Below are 24,658 nucleotides of genomic sequence, written 5' to 3' on the forward strand. Positions count from 1 at the left end.
ACGGCAGGACGGCGCATAGGGCGCTGACGGAAGACAAACGCAAAACACAACGAAGGGCAGATCCATGATCCAGGAATCGGAACAGACAGCACTTCAGAACGCGATCAGGGACGCAGTGGACGGGATAGACGACGCCCAAGGGCTCCTGGACCAGTCCTACCCGATCGGCTCAGCTGATGGTGAGACAAAGACCCTCCGGAACTGGACGGGGGATGACTTCCAAACATCCGTCCGGATGGCATACCGGAGATCTGCTGAGGCTGTAACGGCTGCGCGGGAACATGAGGAATGGGTGCAGGAAGCCGTCCAGTCAATGCGGTTCCGTGGTGTTGATCGGTTCGGGGGGAACCGGCGGGGGCCGGGAGGACAGCAGGACGGCGCACAGTGCGCTGACCATGGCGGAAACGCCGACGAAAACCAACGAAGGACGAACAAAATGGACAACGACAACAGGACGGCACTTGAGAACGCGATCCGGGCCGAAGTGGAACGGATAGACGAGGCCCAGGGGCGGAGCGTGAACACGGTTCTCGCCCGGACGATCCGGGGGGAAGCCGCCGATATGGACACCGTCTGCACGATCGGCGACGACCGGCGGAAGTCCTGGCGGCACATGACAGCCGATGACCTGAGCGAAATGTACGACCTCCGGGCCGAGAGCATGAACCGCGAGGACGAGGCGCTGGAACAGTTCCAGGCGGATTATCTGGCGTTCCTTCCGGTCCTCAGGGAATTCGGGACGGTCCAGGAAGCGGTCACGGCGGGCGCGGTGCCGATCAAATGATCCAGCCAGCCAGCACGAAGCAGACAGCGCGTCTCGAAGCGATCGCCGTTACTGAGCTCATCGACGGGGGCGACCTGGACGGGGCCGAGGTCATCCTCAACGGATCAGAGGATCCCCTGCAGCTCGCGGCCGCGGCGTGTGCCCTGGCCGCGTCCATGCTGATCTCGTTGCATCCGGATCGTCGGGGCCAGGTCCTGGATCACTGCCGGCGCACGGCGCTGAACGGGTTCTGACGTTCCCGGGCGCAGCGGCGGGGACGGGATCCTCGCCGCTGCGCCCGAGGGCACGCGAGGTACTCTGAAACCAACGCAGCGGGCCCGTCGCAAACGGGCCCGGCGCAGGGATCATCGGCCAGCGGTCATACCGGATTTCTTTCCGGCTCAATCCGTCCGTCGAACAACGATCCCGCCAGGACAGTGTGCCCGCCAGCCGCGGCACCGGGACCGGGTCAAGACCGAGGACGCCCTTTTGCGGGGCGTCAAGGTCGAGGGCCCAGGACCCGGGCCCGGACCGTGGAGCCCGCCCGGTGTACTCCCTCACTCACTCGTGCCGGGATCCGGCGCACACCTGCCCTGGAGGGCTGACTCATGACGACCACACGAATTGATAATCTGCGGATTTCCGCTGCCACTGAAGCGAAATCCGCCCGGGCCATTGCCGAAAAGGCCATGGCCGCGGGACGGGACCTTTCCGCCGCTGAACAGTCCACGTTCGACGGGCACATGGCGAAAGCCTACGACCACCTGGACTCCTTGAAATCGGCGAAGTCTGACCGGGATATCCTCGCTCAGGCCCGGGCCCTCGCGGACGAAATCGACGGCGGCGGATCCGGACGCCGGAAAACGGGCCGGAGCCCCTGGGCGAAGTCCACGGCTGACCTCATGGACAAGGCCCTGACCGGCGGAATCGACGGGGAAAAGTCCCTGGTCAGTGGTTCAATCGGCGTGGCCGTTCCCCTGGTCACTGACATTGTCGCGCTCTCGGAAGCGCCGCGGACCCTCCTGGACCTGATCCCGGTCAAGCCCCTGGCCGGCGGCTTCGGGACGGGCAACAGCTTTTCCTATCTGAAGCAGACCGTACGGACGAACAACGCGGCCCCCGTCGCGGACAACGCCGTGAAACCAACGTCGGTGTACACGATCGCGGAAGTCGAGGACCGCTGCCGCGTGATCGCACACCTGACCGAACCGACGCCGATCCGGTACTTCGCGGACCACGAGAACCTCGAGCGCTTCCTGGAAACGGAACTCGAGGCCGGGCTGTATCAGGCACTCGAAACGCAGATCGTCTCCGGTGACGGGCTCGGGGAGAACTTCGAGGGCATCCTGGCGACGTCCGGAATCATCACCCAGGCATTCGCCGTCGACGCGCTCACATCGATCCGCAAGGCGATCACGAGCCTGGAAGTCATCGGCGTGATCCCGACGGCGCTGGTCCTGAATCCCACGGACGCCGAGGCGCTGGACCTGCTCCGGGACTCCGGGGCAACGGGCCGGTATCTCCTCGCGGATCCGGCAGGAGACGGCGGACAGAATCTCTGGTCCATCCCGCGGGTCCGGTCGAACGCGGTGGCCGCCGGCACGGCGATCCTCGCTGACTGGACACAGTCCGAGCTGGTCGTCCGTGAGGGCGCGACTCTGGCCGTGGACCGTTCCGGCGTGCTGTTCACCAAGAACCAGGCAATCCTCCGGCTCGAAGGCAGGTTCGGGTTCGCGGCGCACCGGCCCGGGGCACTCGCCGAAATCCACCTGGCCGCAGCCTAGCCAGGGACGGCGTCAACCTCACTCCCGGGGATCAGTCCATGATCCTGGAGAAGGATGGAGAAGCGGGGCCCCCTGGCATGGAGGGCCGTGACGCTCTCCAGCGCCAACCTGATGACGGGCCGGAATGCCTCCTCAAGAAGATCCCGGCCCGTCATCCATCACCTGCGTCCTTCGCTGACAGTATCTAGGGCCGGCGGAGGTGGGCGAGAATTTCCGGCGTGGTCAGCAGAACCCGGGGTGACGCAGCTTTCGATTGAAGGACGATCCCCTCCAGTTTTTGTCCGCTGTCCAGCAGCTGTGCCACCCATTTGGCGCGCTGCTTGTTCACGTAACCGACCTTGGTGGCGGAACGGCCAATCGTGATTGCGACGGCGTTTGCATCGTGCTCGTTGTCCGCTTCACGGCACATCCCGACGCTTTGGCCGTTCCGGAACTTGAACGGTTTGTCCAGATCCTCGTAGTAGGCCATGCCGACGACGCGGAACGCGAAGATCTGGTAGTGGCGCAGCGCAAGATTCTTATAGTCCATGAGCTGTCCGTCGGGAAACGCCAGGTCCAAACCATTATTCGACGACACAAGCCTGAGGGGCGGCAGGCCGTCAGGCCCGGCCTCCAGCTGCGCTTTCGCCTCGGCGTCCGGCATGTACCCGGCGCGGTATCCCTTGACGGTCTGGCCGGCGGCCTTTGCCCGGACCCTCTCAGCGGCATAGAACCTAGCCGTTGCCTCGGACTGCCTGAAGGATTCGGCGGACGGCGCTGGCTCCGCTTCCTGCTGTCTGGCCGGTTCCGGAACCGGCTCCGCGTCGCGGCGAATGGACGGGTCCAGGACCGGCTCCCGCGACTCGGTGGACTTCGTGCTCACTAGTGCCGATTTGAACCGCTCCCATATCCCCATGGCCTGACTATAACCGGAGCACCATCTCCCGACGGGTAAGGGCGCAGGAGGGGCCACCGCTCACGATTTGCGGCCCCCTCCGCCGATAGCAGGCCATATCCCCCCGAAAGGGTAGCCGGGGTCGGGCGCGCGTGCCGGACCCTGCCTAAGTCGTCTAGTCACTATGTACGGCGCGTGACGGGCGCGAGGTGCGCCGGACGCCGTCGTTCCCTAGCCGGCTAGGCGGGCATCTGCCCGTTGCAACAGAACATGCGGAGCAACATCCAGGGATTCAGCGACCTTGAAGAAGGTCGGCAACGGAATGCTGCGGTGGCCCTTCAGATATCGGCTCAGTGTGGCGGCTTCGATGCCGACGGCGTCGGCCAGGTCTTTCTGTTCCATGCCGCGCTCGGTGAGCTCCACTCTGATCTGTCTCGAAAGTGAGGCCTCGAGGCGTTCGGCGTACGTGTTCATATGACCAAGAACAATACCGCTTTCCCGCACGAGCACCGGCTCTTGCGGGTCTGCGAGATCGCGCCGACCCTCCACTCACAATCCGCCAACGTGGGCCCGGCCAGTTGTCATGATTGGCCGGGCCTTCCCCTTAGGTCTGTCTAACACTGATGCGGCGGCTAGGATCCAAGGCATGGGGATACTCGATCGATTTAAGAAAAGTTCCAATCCGCTGGCGGAAACCGCAACCGCCATATTGGGTTGGGGTAACCAGAAACTCGTTGCTTCTACTACCGGAGGCCCACCTGTTCGCGCCACGGGAAGTAGGACTGAGGCCGTGGAGCTTCCTTACGCGCGCCCAGGAATATCATGCGCGGGGACGGCCTACTTCTTAGACACGGTGGCGAAAATGCCGCTGGGAGAAACGGAAATCACCTTCGAAGTGAGGACGAACTCGAAAGACTTTCATCCTCCGCTGACGAGCGCCCACATCTTCTGGAAGGGCAAGCCCATTGGCTACATGGGTTCGGTCGAAGACGACGCCCTGTCGAAGGTCCTCCAGTCCGCCGGCCCAGTCGGACAGGCTTTCACAGCCAAAGCCTTCGTGGGCACGAGAAAAGTCATGGAACTCAGCGCTGCCAACAGCGAGATTGAAGACCGCAAAACAGTTAGGGCCATGATCCCCGCCCCGGATCTACTACGTGAGTGGTTCAAATCCACGCCACAGCAGCGCGCGCAAATGGAACTCGACAGCCTGCAAGAAAACGTCTCGCTCAAGGAACAGCAGAAGTATCAGGCCCAATTGTCGGCGCTGTCCCGGAAGTACAGGGAAGGGACTTTTACTGCGGTGATAGATATTGAGCTCGAGCCTTCAGGTAAGTACAAGGGCCAAGAATGCCTGGTGTTCAGCGCCGAAGGTCTCCCATTTGGAAAGATTGGGGCGCGGTACACGGACCAACACGCAAACTTGTTCGACTCCGTCCTACGGCATGGCACCAAGACCTGCTTGGCGCGGGTACTGACAAGCAACTATGAACCCAACGATCTCTATGCCACGGCTTCCATCAAGGTCTTCTCCTGAGGTAGCGCTCGCCGCGTCCCCTGGAACTAAGAGGCCGCGGGGCCCGTAGCTCCTGCGCCCTGGCGTTGCGCCAGCCATGAGCCGTCTGTTGGGATCTGGAGTCGCTCAAGGAACTCGTTTGCCAGTGGGCCCTTGGTGTACACCGGCCTGTACTTGGAGCCTCCACTGACGCCCCATCGGGCCCGATCGTGTGGGGTGAGCTCTTCGTAAGGTATTTCCCGAAGCAATCCGACGGATATCAGCGTGTTCAGAAGGATATTCACTGTTGCGGATAATCCCAGGCGCCCTCGGAGCTCACTCCGGTTCCACAACCGGGCATACCCCTGTCCTGGATATTCGGGATCCATCTCAAAGAGAGCCAGTACCAAGCGGACGTGCGGCGCTTCAATTTGGGAGAACAGATCTATCCAAATGGCAGATTCGTCCACGAGCGCGTCGTCCCTGGCCAAGTCACCAACTGCCCGGCCAAGCGCCTTGATCTTTTCGTCTAGTGCTGTCCTCCGCGCCGCGTCGCATGCGGCCACAAAGCTAAGCAGGCGTTCGGGATCGTTCTCGACGGTTGCAGTGAAGTCTTCGAACTCCATACCTGAAGAAAGGCGAGCCTGACCCATCATCGTGTCGAGGTTTATTTGCTGATGGGCGTAGAGCCGCGGCCCCATAGCCTTGATGAAAGTTGCCCCGCCAGCCACCCAGGGGGCGAGGGGCGGCGCTGCTCCACCGATCGCAGCCGCTACGGTATCGATGGCAGTGTCGACGACTATTTTCGAGATGCCCGTGGTTCCTACCTGGCCGCCCGCACCGGGGTCATGTTCAGTCACCTGCCAAGGATAGCCATCCTTGGAAGACTCCATCGGGAAGCGCGACGAGCTCTGGCTTTGAGTCCGCAGAAAGTCCGCAGGAAGTCCGCAAGAGCCCAGTCTGCACCCATCGCCGACAACCACTAATTCCCCGGAATCTAGCGGATTCCAACGCTTCTCAAGCATGGCCAATAACCGTTGTTTAGTTCGAGCTGTACTACGGCGTCTAGGGCTTCCCGGCTTTCCGCAGTCCAGACGACGGCCCCCACCTTCCGGTGGGGGCCGTCGTTGTTTAATCAATTGCCGCCCGTTTGTCGGTCAGCGCTTGCCGTACTTCCTGTGCACTGCCTGCTTGCTCACGCCAAGGCAGGTTGCTATGGCTTCCCACGAGAGTCCCGCCCGGCGGGCGCGCAATACCGTTTCCGTCTCGGTGCGTGCCACCTCCTTGCGAAGTTCGGCCACAGCGTACAGCGCCTCCGCCGGACCCTTGCCGTCCATTGAACCGATCAGTGTTTCCATCAGACACCTCCTGGCGTCGAAGTTAGTTGACGAAGGCCCAAAAGTCAATGAAAGTTGACAAGAGGCTGCGACCATCAGAACGATCGGTAGAAGGTCCGCTGCGGTCCCGCGTCGCCGCCCAGATACTGGCCGTGGTCCGTGAAACCCGCGTTGCGGTAGGCGGCCCGGCCTGCGGGGTTAGCGTTGTTGACGGACAGCACCACGCCGGCCTGCGCGCCGCCGAGGGTGGCGGTGAGATGAGCTGCCGCCCGGACGGCCGCCGCAGCCGCCGCGGTGCCCAGGCCGCGGCCCTGCCGGTAGCGGTCGATCAGGAAACCGCGCAGCAGCCAAACGGAGTCGTCGTCGGCCCAGCCAGCCAGGGTCGCGGCCCCGCTCTGCAGCGTCAGGACCCCGACGGCGGCTCCGTTCCAGTCAATCGCGTACGGGTGCCGGGAGTCCTCTTCGAGCGCGATCAGCACCATCCGCAGCGGGTCACCAACGAACCTCTGCTGCTCTTCGGTGACGTTCAGTTCGGCGATTTCGCCCAATTTGATGGCGCGCGCGTCGTCGTCGAGGTTCTTCAGTGGCAGCAGCCACACAAGTTCAGGCATACCAAAAGCGTACCCACCCTGGCCGGATAGCAGCCGGGAGCCCGGATCGCCTCAGAGCGCCGCATCCTTGGGCGGCCCGGCCGGGTCCATCCAGAAGACCTCCCAGAGGTGGCCATCCGGGTCCTGGAAGCTGTGGGTGTACATAAAGCCGTAGTCCTGGGCTTCTTCGGACGGGGTTCCGCCGGCAGTCAGGGCGGTCCTGACCAGCTCGTCCACGGCCTCGCGGCTGGCCAGGGAAAAGGACATAATGGCCTCGGTGGCGCTGCGGGCATCAGCGACGGGCTTGGCGGTAAAGGTCTTGAAGTATGCCTCGACGAGCAGCATCACAAAGGCATCGTCGTTGACAATCATGCACGTGGCGTTTTCGTCGGTGAAGTCAGGGTTGAAGGAAAAACCCAGTGCGCTGAAGAATGCGACCGACTTTTCCAGGTCCCTGACGGGGAGGTTGAGGAACATTTGCTTGGCCATGGCCCAAAATTAGCACCGTCACCCGGCGCCTGCCAGCCCCAACGCTCCCCCTCAGGAGCGTGGGTCAGAGCACCTTGGAGAGGAAATCCCGGGTCCGCTGCTGCTGGGGGTTACCGAAGAGCTCCTCCGGGGCCCCCTCTTCACAAATGACACCGTCCGCCATAAAGAGGACCCGGTCCGCTACTTCGCGGGCGAAGCCCATCTCGTGGGTGACAAGCACCATTGTCATGCCCTCGGCCGCCAGGTCCTTGATGACCTGGAGCACTTCGCCGACCATCTCAGGGTCCAAGGCCGAGGTCGCCTCATCGAAGAGCATAATGTCCGGATTCATCGCCAAGGCACGGGCGATTGCCACCCGCTGCTTCTGGCCACCGGAAAGTGACACCGGCCGGGCATCCGCTTTCTCGGCCAGCCCCACACGCTTGAGCAGCTTGACTGCGTTGGCCAGGGCCTCGCCCTTGCCCTGCTTTTTGGATTCCACCGGCGCTAGCATGATGTTCTCAAGCACGGACATGTGCGGGAACAAGTTGAAATGCTGGAAGACCATACCAACGTGCCTGCGGACTTCGTTGATGTCCACCTTGGGGTCCGTGACGTCGAAGCCGTCCACCGTGACCTGGCCGGCGGTGACGTCTTCAAGCTTGTTGAGGCAGCGCAGGAAGGTTGACTTGCCCGAACCCGAGGGTCCGATGACGCAAACGACCTCGCCTTCGCCAACTTCGGCGGTGATGCCTTTGAGGACCTCGTTTGATCCGAAGGACTTCTTCAGCCCGCGGACGGAGATTTTACTGGGTGCAGTGACTGCCGTGCTCATTTGTTGAACCTCTTATCCGCGACGTTGGCCAGCTTGGTCAGCAGCATAATTACCACGAAGTACAGGACCGCCACGATCAGCAGCGTTTCGGTGATCCGGAAATTTCCTGCGTAGATCTGCTGGCCCTGATAGAGAAGTTCGGCGAAGCCGATGGCCAGCAGCAGGGAACTGTCCTTGAGCATGATGATCAGCTGGTTGATCAGTGACGGTGTCATAATCTTGAAGGCCTGCGGGACCACCACCTTTTGCATCGACTTGGCGTAGCCCAGGCCGAGGCTGCGGCTGGCTTCGAGCTGGCCAGGGTCCACGGACTGGATGGATCCCCTGACGATCTCGGTAATGTACGCGCCGGAGTTCAGGCTGAGGGTCAGCACACCGGCGACCCAGATGTCGATCGGCGCACCGGTAAGCTGCGGGATGCCGAAGTAGAAGAAGAAGGCCCAGACCAGCAGCGGCGTGCCGCGAAAAATGCTGACGTAGGTGGTGGCGATACCACGCAACACGAGGCTGGTCGAGATCTTCAGGAAGGCCATCAGCAGGCCGACGACCATGGCGACGGCGAACGAAATTCCGGTGACCAGGACTGTGTTTCCCAACCCCTTCAGCAGTGCCGGGAAGCTGTTGATCAGGAGGTCCCAGAAGCTGGACTCGACGGCCTGGGCCGGGTCCTTGAGGTACTTGTCGAGGATTTCCTGGTACTTGCCGCTCGATTTCAGGTCCGCGAGGCCGGTGTTGAAGGCCTGCAGCAGTTCAGGGTTCTGGCCCTTATTAACGGCGAATCCGTAGGAGCCGCCCTTTTCCTTCTCGGACACCGCCTTAAGGCCGTTGTTCTGGCTGATGCCATAGGCCAGGACCGGGTAGTCATCAAAGACCGCGACGGCGTTGCCGGATTTGACCAGCTCGTACATCGTGGCGGACTGGTCCAGCGACTTGACCGTAAAGCCGTACTGCCCTGCGATGGACTTGGCGAACGTCTCCCCTTCGCTGCCGGTCTTGGCCGTGACGGTCTTGTCCTTAAGGTCTCCGTAGCCCTTAATGTCCGTGTTGGCTTTCGCGACAGCCATCTGGACGCCCGACTCGAAATAGGGTTCGGAAAAGTCGTAGATCTGCTTGCGCTGATCCGTGATGGACATTCCGGCGATGACACCGTCCACCTGGTTGGAGGACAGTGCCTGCAGTGCGGCGTTAAAGCCAAGCGACTTGATCTCGACGGCAAAACCCTGGTTCCTGGCGATCTCCCGGATGATGTCCATGTCGATGCCGGTCAGCTCGCCGCCGGTGTCGCGGAATTCAAACGGGGCGAAGGTGGTGTCCGTGCCGATGACGAATGTCTTTCCGGACAGGCTCGACGGCGTCGCGCCGGCCTGTGCCGCGGCTGGTGCTGCGGAGTCCGGTGCCGCGGCTGCGCCGGCGGCACCGAAGAACATTGCTGCAACTGCGAGCAAGGCTCCGATTACAGCGGTGGTCCGCCCTCTGGCGGCCCCGTTCTGCTGTGTTCTGGGCAAGAGTAACAACCCCTTGTTGATGAGCGGATGGAGTGCACGGCCAGACACGCAAAGCCCGGCCAGACATCCCTAGAGATTACCCGCATTCACCGGTCCGGACAGCGGCTGATCCAGAACGGCGGCGTTACTGGCCGTAGAAGACCCGTTCGAAGACCCCACGCGCCCGGCGGCTCAGCCGCAGGTAGTCCTCCTCGAGGGCTGCGGCGTTCCCCTGCCCGTAGCCGCACCAGCGGGCCACGGCTTCCAAATCCCGGCGCGAGGACGGCAGCACGTCCGAGGCCCTGCCGGTCCAGACCACATTGGCCGACCGGATCCTGCTGGCCAGCCGCCAGGCCCGGAGCAGGATCACCACATCGCCCGCTTCGAGCAGTCCGACGGCGGCAGCTTCCTCGAGTGCCTCGACGGTGGAGGTCGTCCGCAAACCGGGATGTTTCCCGGCGTGCTGCAACTGCAGCAGCTGGGCCAGCCACTCGACGTCGCTGAGGCCGCCGCGGCCCAGTTTCAGGTGCCTGGCGGGGTCCGCGCCGCGGGGCAGCCGCTCAGCTTCCACCCGGGCCTTGACCCGGCGGACCTCCCGTGCATCCTGCTCGGAAAGCAGCTCCGGGTAGCGGACCGGGTCGATGAGCGCTACGAAGTCAGCGGCAAGCACGTCGTTGCCGGCCATCGGGCGGGCGCGGAGCAGCGCCTGCGCCTCCCACACCAGTGACCACCGGCGGTAATACTCCGCGTAGGACTCCAGCGACCGCACCATGGGACCGCTTTTGCCTTCGGGCCGCAAATCGGCGTCCACCAGCAGCACGCGTTCGGCGAGGATGGCAGGCTTCAGCGGCTGGGTCAGCAGGCTGGAGAGCCTGCTGACGATCTGCAGCGCCTGGTCCTGGGCCTCTGCCTCGGGGACACCCGGCAGCCCCCGGTGCACATACATCACATCCGCGTCCGAGCCGTAGCCGATCTCCCGGCCGCCCTGCCGGCCCATGGCGACCACCAGCACGTCCGTCTTGAGCGGCGCCCCGGCAGCCACCACGGACTCCGCGACGCGCAGGGCACCCAGGACCGCGGCCCGGTCGGTGTCCGCCAGCGCCGCGCCGACCTGGTCCTGGTCCAGCAGCCCGGCGCTGTCCGCGATCGCAATCCGCAGGATCTCCCGCCGCCGGATCAGCCGGATCAGCCGCATGGCGCTTTCCGGCTCCGCGTGCCGGGACATCTTCGACGCGATCTCAAGCCACTGTGCCGCGAAAGTCAGCGGGACCAGTTCCTTGTCCGAGCCAAGCCACGCCACAGATTCCGGCGACACTTCCAGCAGGTCGGCAATCAGCCGGGAGTTGGAGAGCACGTGGCAGAGCCGCTCGGCGGCCGCCGTTGAATCCCGCAGCATACCGAGGTACCAGTGGGTGGTTCCGAGCGCCTCGCTGACCCTGCGGAAGGCCAGCAGGCCGGCGTCGGGGTCCACGCCCTCCGCGAGCCAGCCGAGCAGGATCGGCAGCAGCTGCCGCTGGAGCGCAGCCCGGCGGCTCACACCGCCGGTGAGTGCCTCGATATGCCGCATGGCGCCCCTCGGATCGAGGTACCCCAAGGCGGCGAGGCGCCCCTGCGCGGCTTCCGGGCTGAGCCGGGCTTCCTCGCTGCTCAGCGCTGCGGCCGTGTTGAGCAGCGGACGGTAGAAGATGCGTTCGTGCAACTCCCGCACGGAGCGTTTGGTCTTGCGCCAGACCGCGACCAGGGCGTCTGGTTTGGGCCGTTCGCTGGAGAAAGGCCCCAGCATAGCTTTGGCGAGGGCCCGCAGCGAGGCTTCCTTGACAGGCATCAGGTGGGTACGGCGCAGCTGGAAGAGCTGGATCCGGTGTTCAAGCAGCCGGAGGTAGCGGTAGGCGCGATCAAACTCGGCGGCATCGGAGCGCCCGATGTAGCCGCCGGCTGACAAAGCGGCGATAGCCGAAGTGGTGTCCCGGCACCGGAGGGACTCATCGGATTTGCCATGCACCAGCTGCAGCAGCTGGACAGTGAATTCCACGTCCCGCAGCCCTCCCCGGCCCAGCTTGATCTGCCGCTGCTCCTCCTCGGCGGGAATGTTTTCGGTGACCCGTCGGCGCATGGAGCGGACGGACTCTACGAAACCTTCACGGCCGGCGGATGACCAGACCAGCGGGGCAATGGCTGCCTCGTACCGTGCGCCGAGCCCGGTGTCCCCGGCAATGGTCCGGGCTTTGAGCAGGGCCTGGAATTCCCAGCTCTCGGCCCAGCGTGCGTAGTAGCTCTCGTGCGAGGCAAGGGTTCTGACCAGCGGTCCGGATTTGCCCTCCGGACGCAGGTTCGCGTCCACCTCCCACAGCCCGGGTTCCCGGCCCGTGGACATAATGGCCCGGGATATACCGGCCGCCAGGGCCGTGCCGATCGTGTTGGCCCGCGAATCGTCAAGCGAGCCGGACTCGATGACGTAGATGACGTCGACGTCGGAAATGTAGTTCAGTTCCCGGGCGCCGCACTTGCCCATACCGATCACGGCCAGCCCGACGTCGGCCACTTCGGCCGCGCTGAACTGCTCGCCAGCTTCGGCCCGGGAGACCGCCAACGCTGCCTCGATTGCCGCGCCGGCGAGATCGGCGAGTTCGGCGCCGGCGGCCGGCATAAAGTCCAACGGGTCCGCGGCACGGATGTCTTTGACGGCGAGCTCCACCAGGCCGCGCCGGTACTCCGTGCGCAATGCCTCGTAGCCCTCCTGCCCGGTCACCAACGCGACTGGGCGGCTGGATTTCGGATCGGCCCGCACGGAACGCAGCAGCCGATCGCGCAGCACCGCCGTCTCTGCCTCCCGCGGTTCGGGGCCGGCCTTCACGTCGAAGGCGTTCAGGTGCTCCGGATGGCGGATGAGGAACTCGCCGAGCGCCTCGGACGCACCCAAAACCCGGTACATGGGCTCGCTGCGGTCCAGGTCCGCGACTGCCAGCCGGCGCAGATCGTGGTGTTTTTCGATCAGCCTGACCAGTGACTGCAGGGCCGTGTCAGGGTTCGCGGCAAGCTGCAGGCCGGCGAAAAGGATGTCCTGGTCCAGGCCGTCCAGCTCCGGGGCGGCCAGGAACCTTTCGCTCTTCTCCAGATCGCTGAAACCCGCGGCTATCAGGCGTCGTGCCAGACTCACCCGGGGCGCCTAGAGGATGCCGAGGTTGCGCTGCAGTTCGTAGGGCGTGACCTGAAGACGGTAGTCCTGCCACTCGGCCCGCTTGTTGCGCAGGAAGTGCTCGAATACCTGCTCGCCGAGGATCTGGGGCATCAGTTCGGAGTCCTCCATCGACCGGATGGCGTCGTGCAGGCTGGCCGGGAGCGGGTCGTGGCCCATCGCCCGGCGCTCCGCCGAACTCAGCGACCAGATGTCGTCCTCGGCCGCGGGCGGGAGCTGGTAGCCCTCCTCAATGCCCTTCAGCCCGGCACCGAGCAGCACGGCGTAGGCCAGGTAGGGGTTGGCCGCCGAGTCGATGCCGCGGTACTCAATCCGGGCGGACTGGCCCTTGCCTGGTTTGTACAGCGGAACCCGGACCAGCGCGGAGCGGTTGTTGTGTCCCCAGCTGAGGTAGCTGGGGGCTTCTCCGCCGCCCCAGAGCCGCTTGTAGGAGTTCACAAACTGGTTGGTGACAGCGGTGAACTCCGGGGCGTGCTTGAGGATGCCGGCGATGAACTGCCGGGCCGTTTCGGAGAGCTGGAATTCCGCCCCCGCCTCGTAGAACGCGTTGGTGTCGCCTTCGAAGAGCGAAAAGTGCGTGTGCATGCCCGAACCCGGGTGGGCAGTGAAGGGTTTGGGCATAAAGGTGGCGTAGGTGCTCTGCTGCAGCGCTACCTCTTTGATCACCGTGCGGAAGGTCATGATGTTGTCCGCGGTCTGCAGCGCATCCGCATAGCGCAGGTCGATTTCGTTCTGGCCCGGGCCGGCCTCGTGGTGGCTGAACTCAACCGAGATGCCGACGGATTCGAGCATGGTCACGGCGGTGCGGCGGAAGTCCTGCGCCACCCCGCCCGGAACGTGGTCGAAGTAGCCGCCCTCGTCCACGGGGACGGGGGAACCGTCCGGGCCCGGCTGCTGGGACTTGAGCAGGTAGAACTCGATCTCGGGGTGGGTGTAGCAGGTGAAGCCCATGTCCGCGGCCTTGGCCAGGTTGCGCTTGAGGACATTGCGGGGATCAGCAGCCGACGGTTCGCCGTCGGGCGTCAGGATGTCGCAGAACATCCGGGACGTTGCCTCGGTCTCGCCGCGCCACGGCAGGATCTGGAACGTGGCAGGGTCCGGCTGGGCCAGCATGTCGGATTCGAAAACCCGGGCGAGGCCCTCGATCGAGGAGCCGTCAAAGCCAAGGCCTTCCTCAAACGCGCCCTCGACTTCAGCCGGGGCCAGCGCCACCGATTTCAGCGAACCGACGACGTCGGTGAACCACAACCGCACGAACCGCACGTCACGCTCTTCGATCGTCCGCAGGACAAACTCTTGCTGGCGGTCCATAGTGGCCTCTTTCCGGTTCTTTCGTCCGTGCCCCAGGCCCGTCATGCATGGATCCCGCAGCTGCTCAGGCTTCACTTTACTAATCATTGCCACCGAATGCTGGCACGGCTGCTGCGCGTAACACAGCGTTAACACCCGGACCCCGAAATTCGCCGCCGCAAGCCGCTGCGGCGAACGCGGTGTGACGTGATTCACCCGGGCGCGGGCCGGAAGCCGGTAGCTAGGACACGCGCTATCGCACTACGCTCGTGCCATGGCCACAAGCAACAACACCGATTCCAGCATGCCCGCAGAACTAGCCGCACCCTACGGCAGCGGCCCGGCGGCGCCTGCCGCGGGCCAGGAGCCGGTCACCCGGAAGCCGGTGGCCCGGGTCCGCACCCACCACCTGCGCCAGGCGAAACTCAACGGTGAACGCTTTGCCATGCTGACCGCCTACGACCAGTACACGGCGGAAATCTTTGACCAGGCCGGCATCGAAGTCCTGCTGGTGGGCGACTCGGCGTCCAACAATGTCTTTGGCAATGAGACGTCCCTGCCCGTCACGGTCGATGAGCTGCTCCCGTTGTGCCGGGCGGTGGCCCGTTCGGCCAAGCGCGCCCTGGTGGTGGCGGATCTTCCCTTTGGCAGCTACGAGGTCTCTGCCCAGCAGGGGGTGGCCACCGGAGTCAGGTTCCTCAAGGAAGGCCTCGCCCACGCGGTCAAGATCGAGGGCGGACAGTTCTATGCCGAAACCGTCCGGGCCATGGTCCAGGCCGGCATTCCGGTGATGGCGCACATCGGTTTTACCCCGCAAAGCGAGCATGCCCTCGGTGGCTACCGGGTGCAGGGCCGCGGCGATGACGCCCAGCGCCTGATCGACGATGCCGTCGCCCTGGCCGACGCCGGGGCGTTCTGCGTGTTGATGGAAATGGTGCCCGCCGCGACAGCGGCAGCCGTGGACGCCGCCGTCGAGGTCCCCACCATCGGCATCGGCGCCGGCAACGCCACCACCGGCCAGGTACTCGTGTGGCAGGATATGGCGGGACTGCGCGGCGGCAAAATGGCCAGGTTCGTCAAGCAGTACGCTGACCTGCGGACTTCACTCAGCGACGCCGCGAAGGCCTACGGCGAGGACGTACGCACCGGCCAGTTCCCCGGCCCCGAGCACTCGTTCTAGCGGACACCCGTTCCGGCGCGCCTTTTCCGGCGCGGCCGTTCCGACGGGCGCCCGTTCCAGCGGGCGCCCGGCCAGCGGGCGCCCGGCCAGGGAGCAGGTGTCCCCGGCGGCGTGCCGGACCCCGGATGCCGGCGCGCAGGACCAGCCTGCTCAGTGTGGGCCGCCTAGTCGTCGTCGCCCTTTTCCCACGATTCGTTGCGGGCTTTGACTTTCTCGAGCGCGTGTTCTGCTTCGTCGCGCGTTGCGTACGGGCCGATCAGCTGGCTCCAGTCGGACATGGCGTCCTCTTCAACCTCGTGGGTGGTGACGTTGTACCAGTACTCGGGCATGGATTCTCCTCAGCTGGTGTGGCTTTGTTCGGATTTGTTTCTGCGCCTCCGGCCGCGCCTTATATGATCAATGTATGCCTTCCCTAGCCTCGACTGCACCCATCGGCACGCTGGTCCCGGGAGCTGTCAGTCCTCAGCTTCCCGTTCCGGCCTCGATCCCGCGCCCCGAATACGTGGGCAAACCCGCGCCGGCCAAGTTCACCGGCTCTGAGGTCAAGCAGGCGGAGACGATCGAGAAGATCCGCACCGCCTCCCGGATTGCCGCGCAGGCCATCGTGGAGGTCGGCAGGCACATCGTGCCCGGCGTCACGACCGACCAGCTGGACCGGGTGGGCCACGAATTCCTGCTGGACCACAACGCGTATCCATCGACTTTGGGCTACCGCGGCTTTCCCAAGTCGCTGTGCTCGTCCTTGAACGAAGTCATCTGCCATGGCATCCCGGACAGCACTGTGGTCAGGGACGGTGACATCGTCAACATCGACATCACCGCCTTTATCGGCGGCGTGCACGGCGACACCAACTACACCTTCCTGGCCGGCGACGTGGATGAGGAATCCCGCCTGCTGGTTGAGCGCACGCAGGAATCCCTGAACCGCGCGATTCGTGCGGTGGCCCCGGGCCGCGAAATCAATGTCATCGGCCGCACTATTGAGTCCTACGCCAAGCGCTTCGGCTACGGCGTTGTCCGCGACTTCACCGGCCACGGTGTGGGCGAGGCCTTCCACACCGGCCTGATCATCCCGCACTACGACGCTGCCCCGGCCTACAACACGGTGATTGAGGCCGGCATGGTCTTCACGATTGAACCGATGTTGACGCTGGGCACCGTGGACTGGGACATGTGGGCCGACGACTGGACCGTCGTCACCCGTGACCGCAAACGCACTGCGCAGTTCGAGCACACCCTGCTTGTGACGGAGACCGGTGCCGAAGTGCTGACCCTCCCCTGATTGCCCCACAGAAGATCCCGGTCTTCGCATCTCGGCCCTGCGCCGATCCCTGCTAGCTCCGCCCCTGCCACGAACGGAACCACATTGGCCAAGAAGGACGAGAAGTCGACCAAAAACACCACGCTGATCGGCATCGACATCGGTGGTACCGGGATCAAGGGCGGAATCGTCGACCTGAAAAAGGGCAAGCTGCTCGGGGAGCGCCTGCGTATCCCCACCCCGCAGCCCTCCACCCCCGAATCCGTTGCCGATGTCGTGGCCCAGGTCGTTGCCGATTTGACGGCCCGGCCGGACGCGCCGGCACCGGACTCGCCGGTCGGTGTGACCTTCCCCGGCATCATCCAGCACGGCGTGGTCCACTCCGCCGCCAACGTGGATAAGTCCTGGCTGGAAATGGACATCGATGCCCTGCTGACCGCCCGCCTCGGGCGGCCGGTTGAGGTCATTAACGACGCCGATGCCGCCGGGCTGGCGGAGGCACGCTTCGGCGCCGGCGAGTCCGTCAAAGGAACCGTGCTGGTCATCACGCTCGGCACCGGGATCGGTTCAGCCTTTATCTTCGATGGCAAGCTTGTGCCGAATGCCGAACTCGGCCACCTCGAAATTGACGGATTCGATGCCGAAAGCAAGGCCTCAGCCGTTGCCCGGGAACGGGACGGACTGAGCTGGGAGGAGTACAGCGTTCTGCTGCAGCGCTACTTCTCCCACGTGGAATTCCTCTTCTCCCCCGAATTGTTCATCGTCGGAGGCGGCATCTCGAAGCGCGCCGACGAATACCTGCCGCGGCTGCAGCTGCGCACACCGATTGTGCCGGCCAAGCTGAAGAATGACGCCGGAATCGTCGGGGCGGCCCTCGAAATCGCGCTGCAGCACCAACTGGCCAAGTAGCCGGATGGGCTCTCACTCCGGGTTGTCCTGCGCGCTGGCGACGACCCGGAGTGGTGGTTCTTTTCTTGATTGGTGCCGGTGGTGGCCGCGGCTTCCCCTCCGCTGCCACCACCGGAGTCTGTGAGCCGGCGCTCCTGATACGCCCCTAGAGCGGGCTCTTCTGCTGGCTCTGGCCTTCGCGGGCCTTGCTTTCGGCTTCGTGGCGGAGCAGCGAAATGGCAGCCTCGAAGTCCTCGAGGGACTCGAAGGCCTGGTAGACACTTGCGAAGCGCAGGTAGGCCACCTCATCGAGCCGCTGGAGCGGGTTGAGGATTGCGAGACCCACTTCATGGGCGTCGATTTCGGCGGCGCCGGCTGCCCGGATCGTCTCCTCGACTTCCTGGGCCAGCATGGCGAGGTCGTCCTCGGTGACGGGACGGCCCTGGCAGGCCTTGCGGACACCGTTGATGATTTTGCTGCGGCTGAACGGCTCGCCGACTCCGGAGCGCTTGATCACGCTCAGGCTGGTGGTCTCGACGGTGGTAAAACGCCGGCCGCACTCGGGGCACTGCCGGCGGCGGCGGATGGCAGAGCCATCGTCGGCTATCCGGCTGTCGACCACCCGCGAATCAGGGTTCCGGCAAAACGGGCAATACATCTCGTTCCGTCCCCTGTCGCAGGCCGATGACCAAACGCGGGCGAACACCCGTAGTTCGGCGGAGCATTTTTGTCTCCATTATCAGTTTACGACTAGATGTAGGCGAATAACAATCCTGTAATTACTACATGTAGTGGTCAGGCACCGCCGGCAAAGCGGGCGGTGACGGCTTCGCCGTGCGCCGGCAGATCCTCGGCTCCAGCCAGGCTCACGATGTGTCCGCTGACCTCTTCCAAGGCCGCGCGGGTGTAGTTAACCACCTGGATGGCCCGCAGGAAGGTGGTCACGTTCAACCCCGAGGAGAAGGCCGCGGTGCCGCTGGTCGGCAGCACATGGTTTGACCCGGCACAGTAGTCGCCCAGGCTGACCGGGCTGTAGTCGCCCACAAAGATCGCCCCGGCGCTGCGGATCCGGCCCGCGACACTGGCAGCGTCCGCCGTCATAATTTCCAGGTGTTCGGCCGCGTAGGCGTTGCACGCCGCAATGCCCTGGTCGAGGTTGTCCACCAGGACAACGCCGGACTGCGGACCGGAGAGCGCCTCGCGGACCCTGTCCCGGTGTTTGGTCAGGGCCGCCTGACGGTCCAGTTCCACCCGAACCGCGGCGGCGAGCAGCTCGGAATCCGTGACCAGAACTGACGCAGCTTTGGGGTCGTGCTCGGCCTGGCTGATCAGGTCCGCCGCGACGAGGTCCGGCCGGGCCGAGTCGTCGGCCAGGATCGCAATTTCCGTTGTGCCGGCCTCGGAATCGATGCCCACAACACCTTTGACGAGGCGTTTGGCAGTGGCGACGAAGACGTTGCCGGGGCCGGTGACAACGTCGACCGGGTCCAGTCCGGCGTTCCCCTCCGAGGCGGGGATGCCATAGGCGAACGCGGCGATCGCCTGGGCGCCGCCGATCGCGTAGACCTCGTTAATGCCCAGCAGGCATGCCGCGGCGAGGATCGTGGGGTGCGGGAGTCCGTTGAAGTCCTTTTGCGGCGGCGAAGCCAGGGCGATGGATTCGACGCCGGCCGCGAGGGCAGGAACAACGTTCATAATGACGGAGGACGGGTAGACCGCCAGCCCGCCGGGCACATAGAGTCCCACACGCGCTACCGGGACCCATTTTTGGCTGACCACCGCCCCGTCGCCGAGTTCGACATCGGTGTCGGCCGGCCGCTGGGCATCGGCAAAGCGCCGGGCACGTGAGATGGATTCTTCCAGTGCTGCCCGGACGTCGGGGTCGAGCCCGGCCAAGGCGTCCGTCAGTGCCCCGGCGGGAACCCGGGGGTGTGCTTGCTCGACGCCGTCGAACGTTCGGGCCAGTTCACTCAGCGCTTCGAAGCCCCCGGCGCGGACGGTGGCGATAATGCCCAGGACGGTCTGCTCCGCATCCGCCATGGCGCCGGCTTTTGCGCGGGGTACCGCGGCGCGGAGGCCGGCAAGTGTCAGCCGCTGGCCGCGCAGGTCAACGGTACGGAAGGTGAGTCCGGCGGGGGCCGGGGGCGCAGTAGCGGCGGGCACGGAACTGTCAGCTGAAAGGGTCACCCGTTTATTTTACGGGTCCCGCGGGCACGTGCCGCGCCGCTCGCCCCCGGGTGGTTCCGGCTGGCTACTCCAGGGCTTCGGGGTCCGCACCGTGAGCCCCGGGCCCGCTTTCCGGAGCCGGTTTACTCCCGAGGGTGCTCAAGAAGATCGCAAGGGCAGTAGCGGCCGGCCACATTGTCAGGACCGCCACGGACCGCAGCGAAAAGGCGATACTGGCGTTCGCCGACGTGTCCTCGGGCGTTCCCCACCACAGGCCGCACAGCACGCCGGTCCCCCACGCGGCGAGTGCGCCGAGTGCGCCGGCACCCACTGCCACCAGGACCTCCCGGCTGGACGGCCCGTTATGCTTGCTGCCGGAAGCGACGGCACCGGAAATGCAGCCGGCCAGCAGCATCAGGGCCGCCAGGACCAGGTCCCGGGGCAGCCACCCTTCGGTGTTTGCCCCGCTGCGCAACTGCGGATCACCCGAGAGCAGGTTAAGGCCGGACGGGGCCAGGAGCCACCACAGCAGCCCCGCCGGCACACCGGCAGCAGCGATAACGGCAGCTTTACGCCACGTCACAACGCGCACGAGCGGCGGCGGTTCCGGCGCTGCGGCGGGAATACCCTGCCGGGATTCGGGACCCGGCATCCCGGCCGGTCCCTGCAGCGGGTCCTGCCGGGCGTGCTGCGGGAGCTGGCCATTGAGTGCGGGCTGTGTCATGGAACAAACTTTAACAAGCTTTTGGCCGGGCGGGCACACCACGCCGCGCTGGGCCCGATGACCGTCCACATGACGCGTCGGGGGCAACAAGTACCGCGGCCGGGCGCTGAGAGAATACGCTGGCGGGGTAGGAATGACACAAATGTGCACCAGGGAGTGGGATTGCAGTGGCCGCAGAGGACCAAGCCTTCGAAAGTACTTTCAAGGAGATGTTCCGCCGGCACGCCGCCGGCGTGGCCATCATCACCGCCAACTTCAACGGCGTCCCCTTCGGCTTTACTGCAACATCTGTGGCCTCGCTCTCCGCGAAACCTCCCCGGTTCACCTTTAATATGGCCCGCACTTCCAGTTCCTGGCCGGCCGTCGCCAATGCGAAGTACATCGGCGTGCACATGCTGGGACTGGAGAACCAGGCGTTGGCCGACCGTTTTGCCAGGACCCGCGACCGCTTCGAGGGGGACCACTGGGTGCCAGGGCCCCATGAGGTGCCGGTCCTCAAGGACGTTGCCGGCTGGTTGATCGGCAAGGTCCAGATGCGGCTCTCCTTCGAGAACAACGCCGTTGTGGTGGTCGAGGTTGTGGGCGGCGAAGTCGGTGCCGACGGCGCCCCGCTGCTCTACCACTCCGGCTCCTACGGCCAGCCCGTGCCGCTCGACTACGAAATCTAGCCCGCCGGAGGCCCTCGCGGGCTGGCCTTAGCCGTCCAGGCAGGTCGGGCCCAGCAGCACCTTCAGATCTCCAAACAGCGACGGGCTGGGGTTTACCCGCAAGTGCACGGGCAGGCCCATAACCTCCACCCGGGCGTCACCTTGCAGGTGCAGCCTGACTTCGGATTTGCCGCGGTGGGTCCGCAGCACGTCGCCGAGCTCGGTCACAACTGCTTCGGTTGCCTTATGCGTCGGCATGGTGATCACCAGCGGGCCGTTGAGGCCCTCGCTGAGGTCCGGGACGGAGAGTTCCATGCAGTTCAATGCCACGGCGCCGTCATCGCGGCGCTGCAGCCGGCCCTTCACAACAACGATCAGGTCCTCTGCCAGCACGGAGGCGATCGGGCCATAGACCTGCCCGAAGAACATAACCTCGACGGAACCGCCGAGGTCCTCGATCTCGGCCCGGGCGTAGGCATTGCCGCTGGCCTTCGCGATCCGCCGGCTCAGCGAGGTGATCATGCCGGCAATGGTAACGATGGCGCCGTCGTGCGGGCCGTCTTCGGCGATGAGCGAGGTGATGGACTGGTCGGCATGCTGGCTGAGGACCCCTTCAAGGCCCTGCAGCGGGTGGTCCGAGACGTAGAGGCCGAGCATGTCCCGTTCGAAGGAGAGTTTGTCCTTCTTCTCCCATTCGGGGAGGTCCGGAATTTCGATGCTCAACGAGGCCTCGGACTCGGCTTCGTCGATTCCGGCGAACAGGTCGAACTGGCCGATTGCCTCGTTCCGCTTCAGGGTGATGACCGAATCGATGGCTTCTTCATGAATCATGGCCAGGGCGCGCCGGTGGTGGTTCAGCGAATCGAAGGCGCCGGCCTTGATCAGGGACTCGATGGTGCGCTTGTTGCACACCACAGCCGGTACCTTCATCAGGTAGTCCTTGAAGGAGGTGTAGGCCCCTTCTTTTTCGCGGGCCGCCACCATGGCTTCGACGGCGTTGACTCCGACGTTGCGGATGGCTCCCATGCCGAAGCGGATGTCCGTGCCCACCGGGGTGAAGTTCAGCGCCGACTCGTTGACGTCCGGCGGCAGCACCGTGATCCCCATACGGCGGCATTCGTTGAGGTAGATGGCCGACTTGTCCTTGTCATCGCCCACCGAGGTGAGCAGGGCTGCCATGTACTCCGGCGCATAGTGGGCCTTGAGGTAGGCGGTCCAGTAGGAGATCACGCCGTATGCAGCCGAGTGGGCCTTGTTGAAGGCGTAGTCGGAGAATGGCAGGAGGATGTCCCAGAGGGTCTTGACCGCGGCCATCGAGTAGCCGTTGTCCTGCATGCCCTGGGAGAAGCCGGCGAACTGCTTGTCGAGCTCGGATTTCTTCTTTTTGCCCATGGCGCGGCGCAGGATGTCGGCCTGGCCCAGGGTGTACCCGGCAAGCTTCTGCGCCACGGCCATCACCTGCTCCTGGTAGACGATCAGGCCGTAGGTGCCGCCGAGGATCTCGGCGAGCGGTTCCTCGAGCTCGGGGTGGATCGGGATGACGTCCTGGATCTTGTTCTTGCGCAGCGCGTAGTCTGTGTGCGCGTTGGCGCCCATGGGTCCGGGCCGGTAGAGGGCCAGGACGGCGGAGATGTCCTCGAAGTTGTCGGGCTTCATCAGCTTGAGCAGGGAGCGCATGGGCCCGCCGTCGAGCTGGAACACACCAAGGGTGTCGCCGCGGGCGAGCAGCTCGTAGGACGCCACGTCGTCCAGGGCCAGGGACTCCAGATCCAGCTCAATTCCGCGGTTCATCGTGATGTTTTCCAGGGCGTCGGAGATGATCGTGAGGTTCCGCAGGCCCAGGAAGTCCATCTTGATCAGGCCCAGGCCCTCGGAGGTCGGGTAGTCGAACTGGGTGATGACCTGGCCGTCCTGGAAGCGGCGCATCACCGGGATCACGTCGATGATCGGGTCCGAGGACATAATGACGCCGGCCGCGTGGACACCCCACTGACGTTTCAGGCCCTCGATGCCGAGCGCCGTTTCGAACACCTTCGCGGCTTCGGGGTCGGTGGCGATCAGCTGCCGGAAGTCGCCGGCCTCGCTATAGCGTTTGGAGTCCTTGTTCTGGATATCTGCAAGCGGAATGTCCTTGGCCATCACCGCCGGCGGCAGCGCCTTGGTCAGCTGTTCACCCATGCTGAAGGGGTAACCCAGCACCCGGGAAGAGTCCTTGAGGGCCTGCTTGGTCTTAATGGTGCCGTAGGTGACGATCATCGCGACACGTTCGTCGCCGTATTTTCGCGTGACGTAGTCGATCACTTCGGAGCGCCGCCGGTCATCGAAGTCGACGTCGAAGTCAGGCATGGAGACCCGGTCCGGGTTGAGGAAGCGCTCGAAAATCAGGCCGTGGTGCAGCGGATCAAGGTCAGTGATGCGCATGGCATAGGCCACCATGGACCCGGCGCCCGAGCCGCGTCCGGGACCCACCCGGATGCCGTTGTTCTTGGCCCAGTTGATGAAGTCCGCCACCACCAGGAAGTAGCCCGGGAAGCCCATCGAGGTGATAACACCCAGCTCGTAGTCGGCCTGGGTGCGCACCTTGTCCGGAATGCCCTGCGGATAGCGGTACTGGAGTCCCTTGTCGACTTCCTTGACCAGCCAGGACGTTTCGTCCTCCCCGTCCGGGCACGGGAACCGGGGCATGTAGTTGGCGCCGGTGTTGAAGGACACTTCGCAGCGCTCGGCGATCAGGAGCGTGTTATCGCATGCCTCGGGATGGTCGCGGAACAGCTCCCGCATTTCCTGCGGCGACTTCAGGTAGTAGCCGCTGCCGGAGAAAGCGAAGCGCGAGCCGCCGTTGTCGTACGTCGGCTCCAGAAGGGTGGAACCCGACTGGATGGCCAACAGTGCCTCGTGTGCCTTCGCGTCGTGCTCGTGTGTGTAGTGCAGGTCGTTGGTGGCCACCAGCGGAAGGTTCAGTTCCTTGGCCAGGCGCAGCAGGTCGCCGGTGACGCGGCGCTCGATGTCCAGGCCGTGGTCCATGAGTTCGCAGAAGTAGTTCTCGGCGCCGAAAATGTCGCGGAACTCGGCCGCGGCCTCGACGGCTTCCCGGTACTGGCCAAGCCGGAGCCGCGTCTGGACCTCGCCGGAGGGGCAGCCGGTGGTAGCGATCAGCCCTTCCGAGTAGGTGTTGAGCAGTTCACGGTCCAGCCGCGGCCATTTGCCGAAGACCGAGTCCAGTGAGGCGATCGAGGAGGCCCGGAAAAGGTTGCGCATGCCCACGTTGTTGTAGCTGAGCAGCGTCATGTGGGTATAGGCACCACCGCCGGAGATGTCATCCTTGCGCTGGTTCTCTTCGCCCCAGCGGACGCGGGTCTTGTCGGTGCGCGCGGTCCCGGGCGTCACGTACGCCTCGACGCCGATGATCGGCTTGATGCCCTGGTCCGTGGCCCGCTTCCAGAAGTCGAATGCCCCGAAGAGATAGCCGTGGTCGGTGGTGGCCAGGGCCGGCATGCCCAGCCGCTCGGTTTCGTCGAACAGCTCCCCCAACCGGGCCGCACCGTCCAACATGGAGTATTCGGTGTGGTTGTGGAGGTGCACGAACGAGTTGTTGCTGGAAGTCACCGGTTCATTCTAGTGCCGCGCACCGAGCTTTCGGCACGGAGCTCAGGCCGCACCGGCGGGCAGGCCAGGTGCT

Annotated in this window: 23 protein-coding genes; 8 read left to right on the forward strand and 15 right to left on the reverse strand. The window is 64.7% G+C overall.

Going from position 1 to position 24,658, the window contains the following annotated elements; all coding sequences use genetic code 11:
- Nucleotides 1–64 precede the first annotated feature (64 nt).
- The 3 genes from QK287_RS08730 to QK287_RS08740 all read left to right on the forward strand — a co-directional run bounded on the left by QK287_RS08730 (nt 65) and on the right by QK287_RS08740 (nt 2,547).
- Nucleotides 65–784, forward strand: coding sequence for a hypothetical protein (locus QK287_RS08730; RefSeq protein ID WP_282359862.1), 720 nt, complete (start codon nt 65–67; stop codon nt 782–784).
- Entirely contained in the window at nt 781–1,017 is a 237-nt protein-coding gene (locus QK287_RS08735; protein WP_282359863.1) for a hypothetical protein, read from the forward strand. The genes QK287_RS08730 and QK287_RS08735 overlap by 4 nt, the downstream gene beginning before the upstream one ends.
- Nucleotides 1,018–1,371: 354 nt before the next feature.
- Nucleotides 1,372–2,547 (forward strand): phage major capsid protein, encoded by a 1,176-nt coding sequence (locus QK287_RS08740; protein WP_282359864.1) that lies wholly within the window; start codon nt 1,372–1,374, stop codon nt 2,545–2,547.
- A gap of 184 nt (nt 2,548–2,731) precedes the next feature.
- Here the strand turns inward: QK287_RS08740 and QK287_RS08745 are convergent, their stop codons facing one another.
- Entirely contained in the window at nt 2,732–3,442 is a 711-nt protein-coding gene (locus QK287_RS08745; RefSeq protein WP_282359865.1) for an HIRAN domain-containing protein, read from the reverse strand.
- 210 nt (nt 3,443–3,652) lie between these two features.
- Nucleotides 3,653–3,895, reverse strand: a complete 243-nt coding sequence (locus tag QK287_RS08750; RefSeq protein ID WP_282359866.1) for a helix-turn-helix transcriptional regulator — start codon at nt 3,893–3,895, stop codon at nt 3,653–3,655.
- A 172-nt stretch (nt 3,896–4,067) separates the two neighbouring features.
- Between QK287_RS08750 and QK287_RS08755 the strand changes: the two genes are divergently transcribed.
- A complete protein-coding gene (locus tag QK287_RS08755) occupies nt 4,068–4,955 on the forward strand; it encodes a hypothetical protein (protein WP_282359867.1) in 888 nt (295 codons plus the stop codon).
- Nucleotides 4,956–4,981: 26 nt separating this feature from the next.
- Here the strand turns inward: QK287_RS08755 and QK287_RS08760 are convergent, their stop codons facing one another.
- The 8 genes from QK287_RS08760 to glnA form a co-directional block, all read right to left on the reverse strand.
- Nucleotides 4,982–5,773 (reverse strand): hypothetical protein, encoded by a 792-nt coding sequence (locus tag QK287_RS08760; protein ID WP_282359868.1) that lies wholly within the window; start codon nt 5,771–5,773, stop codon nt 4,982–4,984.
- A gap of 297 nt (nt 5,774–6,070) precedes the next feature.
- Complete coding sequence (locus QK287_RS08765) at nt 6,071–6,271, reverse strand: AsnC family protein (RefSeq protein ID WP_226773310.1); 201 nt, start codon at nt 6,269–6,271, stop codon at nt 6,071–6,073.
- Nucleotides 6,272–6,345: 74 nt separating this feature from the next.
- Nucleotides 6,346–6,861 (reverse strand): GNAT family N-acetyltransferase, encoded by a 516-nt coding sequence (locus tag QK287_RS08770; protein WP_226773311.1) that lies wholly within the window; start codon nt 6,859–6,861, stop codon nt 6,346–6,348.
- Nucleotides 6,862–6,912: 51 nt separating this feature from the next.
- Nucleotides 6,913–7,329: a VOC family protein gene (locus tag QK287_RS08775; RefSeq protein WP_226773312.1), complete on the reverse strand. Its 417-nt coding sequence runs from the start codon at nt 7,327–7,329 to the stop codon at nt 6,913–6,915.
- Between the two features lie 64 nt (nt 7,330–7,393).
- On the reverse strand, nt 7,394–8,143 hold the full coding sequence (locus tag QK287_RS08780) for an amino acid ABC transporter ATP-binding protein (protein ID WP_226773313.1): 750 nt from the start codon (nt 8,141–8,143) through the stop codon (nt 7,394–7,396).
- Nucleotides 8,140–9,570, reverse strand: coding sequence for an amino acid ABC transporter substrate-binding protein/permease (locus QK287_RS08785; RefSeq protein ID WP_226773331.1), 1,431 nt, complete (start codon nt 9,568–9,570; stop codon nt 8,140–8,142). The genes QK287_RS08780 and QK287_RS08785 overlap by 4 nt, the downstream gene beginning before the upstream one ends.
- A gap of 202 nt (nt 9,571–9,772) precedes the next feature.
- A complete protein-coding gene (locus QK287_RS08790) occupies nt 9,773–12,784 on the reverse strand; it encodes a bifunctional [glutamine synthetase] adenylyltransferase/[glutamine synthetase]-adenylyl-L-tyrosine phosphorylase (protein ID WP_282359869.1) in 3,012 nt (1,003 codons plus the stop codon).
- A 9-nt stretch (nt 12,785–12,793) separates the two neighbouring features.
- Nucleotides 12,794–14,134 carry a type I glutamate--ammonia ligase gene (gene glnA / locus QK287_RS08795; protein WP_282359870.1) on the reverse strand — a complete coding sequence of 447 codons (1,341 nt, stop codon included), beginning with the start codon at nt 14,132–14,134 and terminating at the stop codon, nt 12,794–12,796.
- Between the two features lie 253 nt (nt 14,135–14,387).
- Between glnA and panB the strand changes: the two genes are divergently transcribed.
- On the forward strand, nt 14,388–15,293 hold the full coding sequence (gene panB / locus QK287_RS08800; protein WP_226773316.1) for a 3-methyl-2-oxobutanoate hydroxymethyltransferase: 906 nt from the start codon (nt 14,388–14,390) through the stop codon (nt 15,291–15,293).
- Between the two features lie 164 nt (nt 15,294–15,457).
- On the opposite strand, the gene QK287_RS08805 is transcribed toward panB, so the two are convergent.
- Nucleotides 15,458–15,622 (reverse strand): SPOR domain-containing protein, encoded by a 165-nt coding sequence (locus tag QK287_RS08805; RefSeq protein ID WP_226773317.1) that lies wholly within the window; start codon nt 15,620–15,622, stop codon nt 15,458–15,460.
- 74 nt (nt 15,623–15,696) lie between these two features.
- On the opposite strand from QK287_RS08805, the gene map reads away from it, so the two are divergent.
- Together map and ppgK are read left to right on the forward strand one after the other, a co-directional pair.
- Nucleotides 15,697–16,575 carry a type I methionyl aminopeptidase gene (gene map / locus QK287_RS08810; protein WP_226773318.1) on the forward strand — a complete coding sequence of 293 codons (879 nt, stop codon included), beginning with the start codon at nt 15,697–15,699 and terminating at the stop codon, nt 16,573–16,575.
- An 84-nt stretch (nt 16,576–16,659) separates the two neighbouring features.
- Nucleotides 16,660–17,463, forward strand: coding sequence for a polyphosphate--glucose phosphotransferase (gene ppgK / locus QK287_RS08815; RefSeq protein ID WP_226773319.1), 804 nt, complete (start codon nt 16,660–16,662; stop codon nt 17,461–17,463).
- A 145-nt stretch (nt 17,464–17,608) separates the two neighbouring features.
- On the opposite strand, the gene nrdR is transcribed toward ppgK, so the two are convergent.
- The 3 genes from nrdR to QK287_RS08830 form a co-directional block, all read right to left on the reverse strand.
- On the reverse strand, nt 17,609–18,100 hold the full coding sequence (gene nrdR, locus QK287_RS08820; RefSeq protein ID WP_226773320.1) for a transcriptional regulator NrdR: 492 nt from the start codon (nt 18,098–18,100) through the stop codon (nt 17,609–17,611).
- Between the two features lie 137 nt (nt 18,101–18,237).
- Entirely contained in the window at nt 18,238–19,629 is a 1,392-nt protein-coding gene (gene hisD, locus QK287_RS08825; protein ID WP_226773321.1) for a histidinol dehydrogenase, read from the reverse strand.
- Between the two features lie 64 nt (nt 19,630–19,693).
- Complete coding sequence (locus tag QK287_RS08830) at nt 19,694–20,332, reverse strand: hypothetical protein (protein ID WP_226773322.1); 639 nt, start codon at nt 20,330–20,332, stop codon at nt 19,694–19,696.
- A gap of 209 nt (nt 20,333–20,541) precedes the next feature.
- On the opposite strand from QK287_RS08830, the gene QK287_RS08835 reads away from it, so the two are divergent.
- A complete protein-coding gene (locus QK287_RS08835; RefSeq protein WP_226773332.1) occupies nt 20,542–21,000 on the forward strand; it encodes a flavin reductase family protein in 459 nt (152 codons plus the stop codon).
- A 27-nt stretch (nt 21,001–21,027) separates the two neighbouring features.
- Here the strand turns inward: QK287_RS08835 and dnaE are convergent, their stop codons facing one another.
- The gene (gene dnaE, locus QK287_RS08840) at nt 21,028–24,585 is read right to left on the reverse strand and encodes a DNA polymerase III subunit alpha (protein ID WP_226773323.1); all 3,558 of its coding nucleotides are present in this window, start codon (nt 24,583–24,585) and stop codon (nt 21,028–21,030) included.
- Nucleotides 24,586–24,658: the final 73 nt, after the last annotated feature.

The sequence above is a fragment of the Arthrobacter sp. AL05 genome, assembly GCF_029960715.1.
In the GTDB taxonomy this organism is placed as follows: domain Bacteria; phylum Actinomycetota; class Actinomycetes; order Actinomycetales; family Micrococcaceae; genus Arthrobacter.

Excerpts from the sequence above, each read along its gene's own strand:
- QK287_RS08730 (WP_282359862.1), top strand. The coding sequence starts at position 65 with ATGATCCAGGAATCGGAACAGACAGCACTTCAGAACGCGATCAGGGAC.
- QK287_RS08735 (WP_282359863.1), top strand. The coding sequence starts at position 781 with ATGATCCAGCCAGCCAGCACGAAGCAGACAGCGCGTCTCGAAGCGATC.
- QK287_RS08740 (WP_282359864.1), top strand. The coding sequence starts at position 1,372 with ATGACGACCACACGAATTGATAATCTGCGGATTTCCGCTGCCACTGAA.
- QK287_RS08745 (WP_282359865.1), bottom strand. The coding sequence starts at position 3,442 with ATGGGGATATGGGAGCGGTTCAAATCGGCACTAGTGAGCACGAAGTCC.
- QK287_RS08750 (WP_282359866.1), bottom strand. The coding sequence starts at position 3,895 with ATGAACACGTACGCCGAACGCCTCGAGGCCTCACTTTCGAGACAGATC.
- QK287_RS08755 (WP_282359867.1), top strand. The coding sequence starts at position 4,068 with ATGGGGATACTCGATCGATTTAAGAAAAGTTCCAATCCGCTGGCGGAA.
- QK287_RS08765 (WP_226773310.1), bottom strand. The coding sequence starts at position 6,271 with ATGGAAACACTGATCGGTTCAATGGACGGCAAGGGTCCGGCGGAGGCG.
- QK287_RS08770 (WP_226773311.1), bottom strand. The coding sequence starts at position 6,861 with ATGCCTGAACTTGTGTGGCTGCTGCCACTGAAGAACCTCGACGACGAC.
- QK287_RS08775 (WP_226773312.1), bottom strand. The coding sequence starts at position 7,329 with ATGGCCAAGCAAATGTTCCTCAACCTCCCCGTCAGGGACCTGGAAAAG.
- QK287_RS08780 (WP_226773313.1), bottom strand. The coding sequence starts at position 8,143 with ATGAGCACGGCAGTCACTGCACCCAGTAAAATCTCCGTCCGCGGGCTG.
- QK287_RS08785 (WP_226773331.1), bottom strand. The coding sequence starts at position 9,570 with ATGTTCTTCGGTGCCGCCGGCGCAGCCGCGGCACCGGACTCCGCAGCA.
- glnA (WP_282359870.1), bottom strand. The coding sequence starts at position 14,134 with ATGGACCGCCAGCAAGAGTTTGTCCTGCGGACGATCGAAGAGCGTGAC.
- panB (WP_226773316.1), top strand. The coding sequence starts at position 14,388 with ATGGCCACAAGCAACAACACCGATTCCAGCATGCCCGCAGAACTAGCC.
- QK287_RS08805 (WP_226773317.1), bottom strand. The coding sequence starts at position 15,622 with ATGCCCGAGTACTGGTACAACGTCACCACCCACGAGGTTGAAGAGGAC.
- map (WP_226773318.1), top strand. The coding sequence starts at position 15,697 with ATGCCTTCCCTAGCCTCGACTGCACCCATCGGCACGCTGGTCCCGGGA.
- nrdR (WP_226773320.1), bottom strand. The coding sequence starts at position 18,100 with ATGTATTGCCCGTTTTGCCGGAACCCTGATTCGCGGGTGGTCGACAGC.
- QK287_RS08830 (WP_226773322.1), bottom strand. The coding sequence starts at position 20,332 with ATGACACAGCCCGCACTCAATGGCCAGCTCCCGCAGCACGCCCGGCAG.
- QK287_RS08835 (WP_226773332.1), top strand. The coding sequence starts at position 20,542 with ATGTTCCGCCGGCACGCCGCCGGCGTGGCCATCATCACCGCCAACTTC.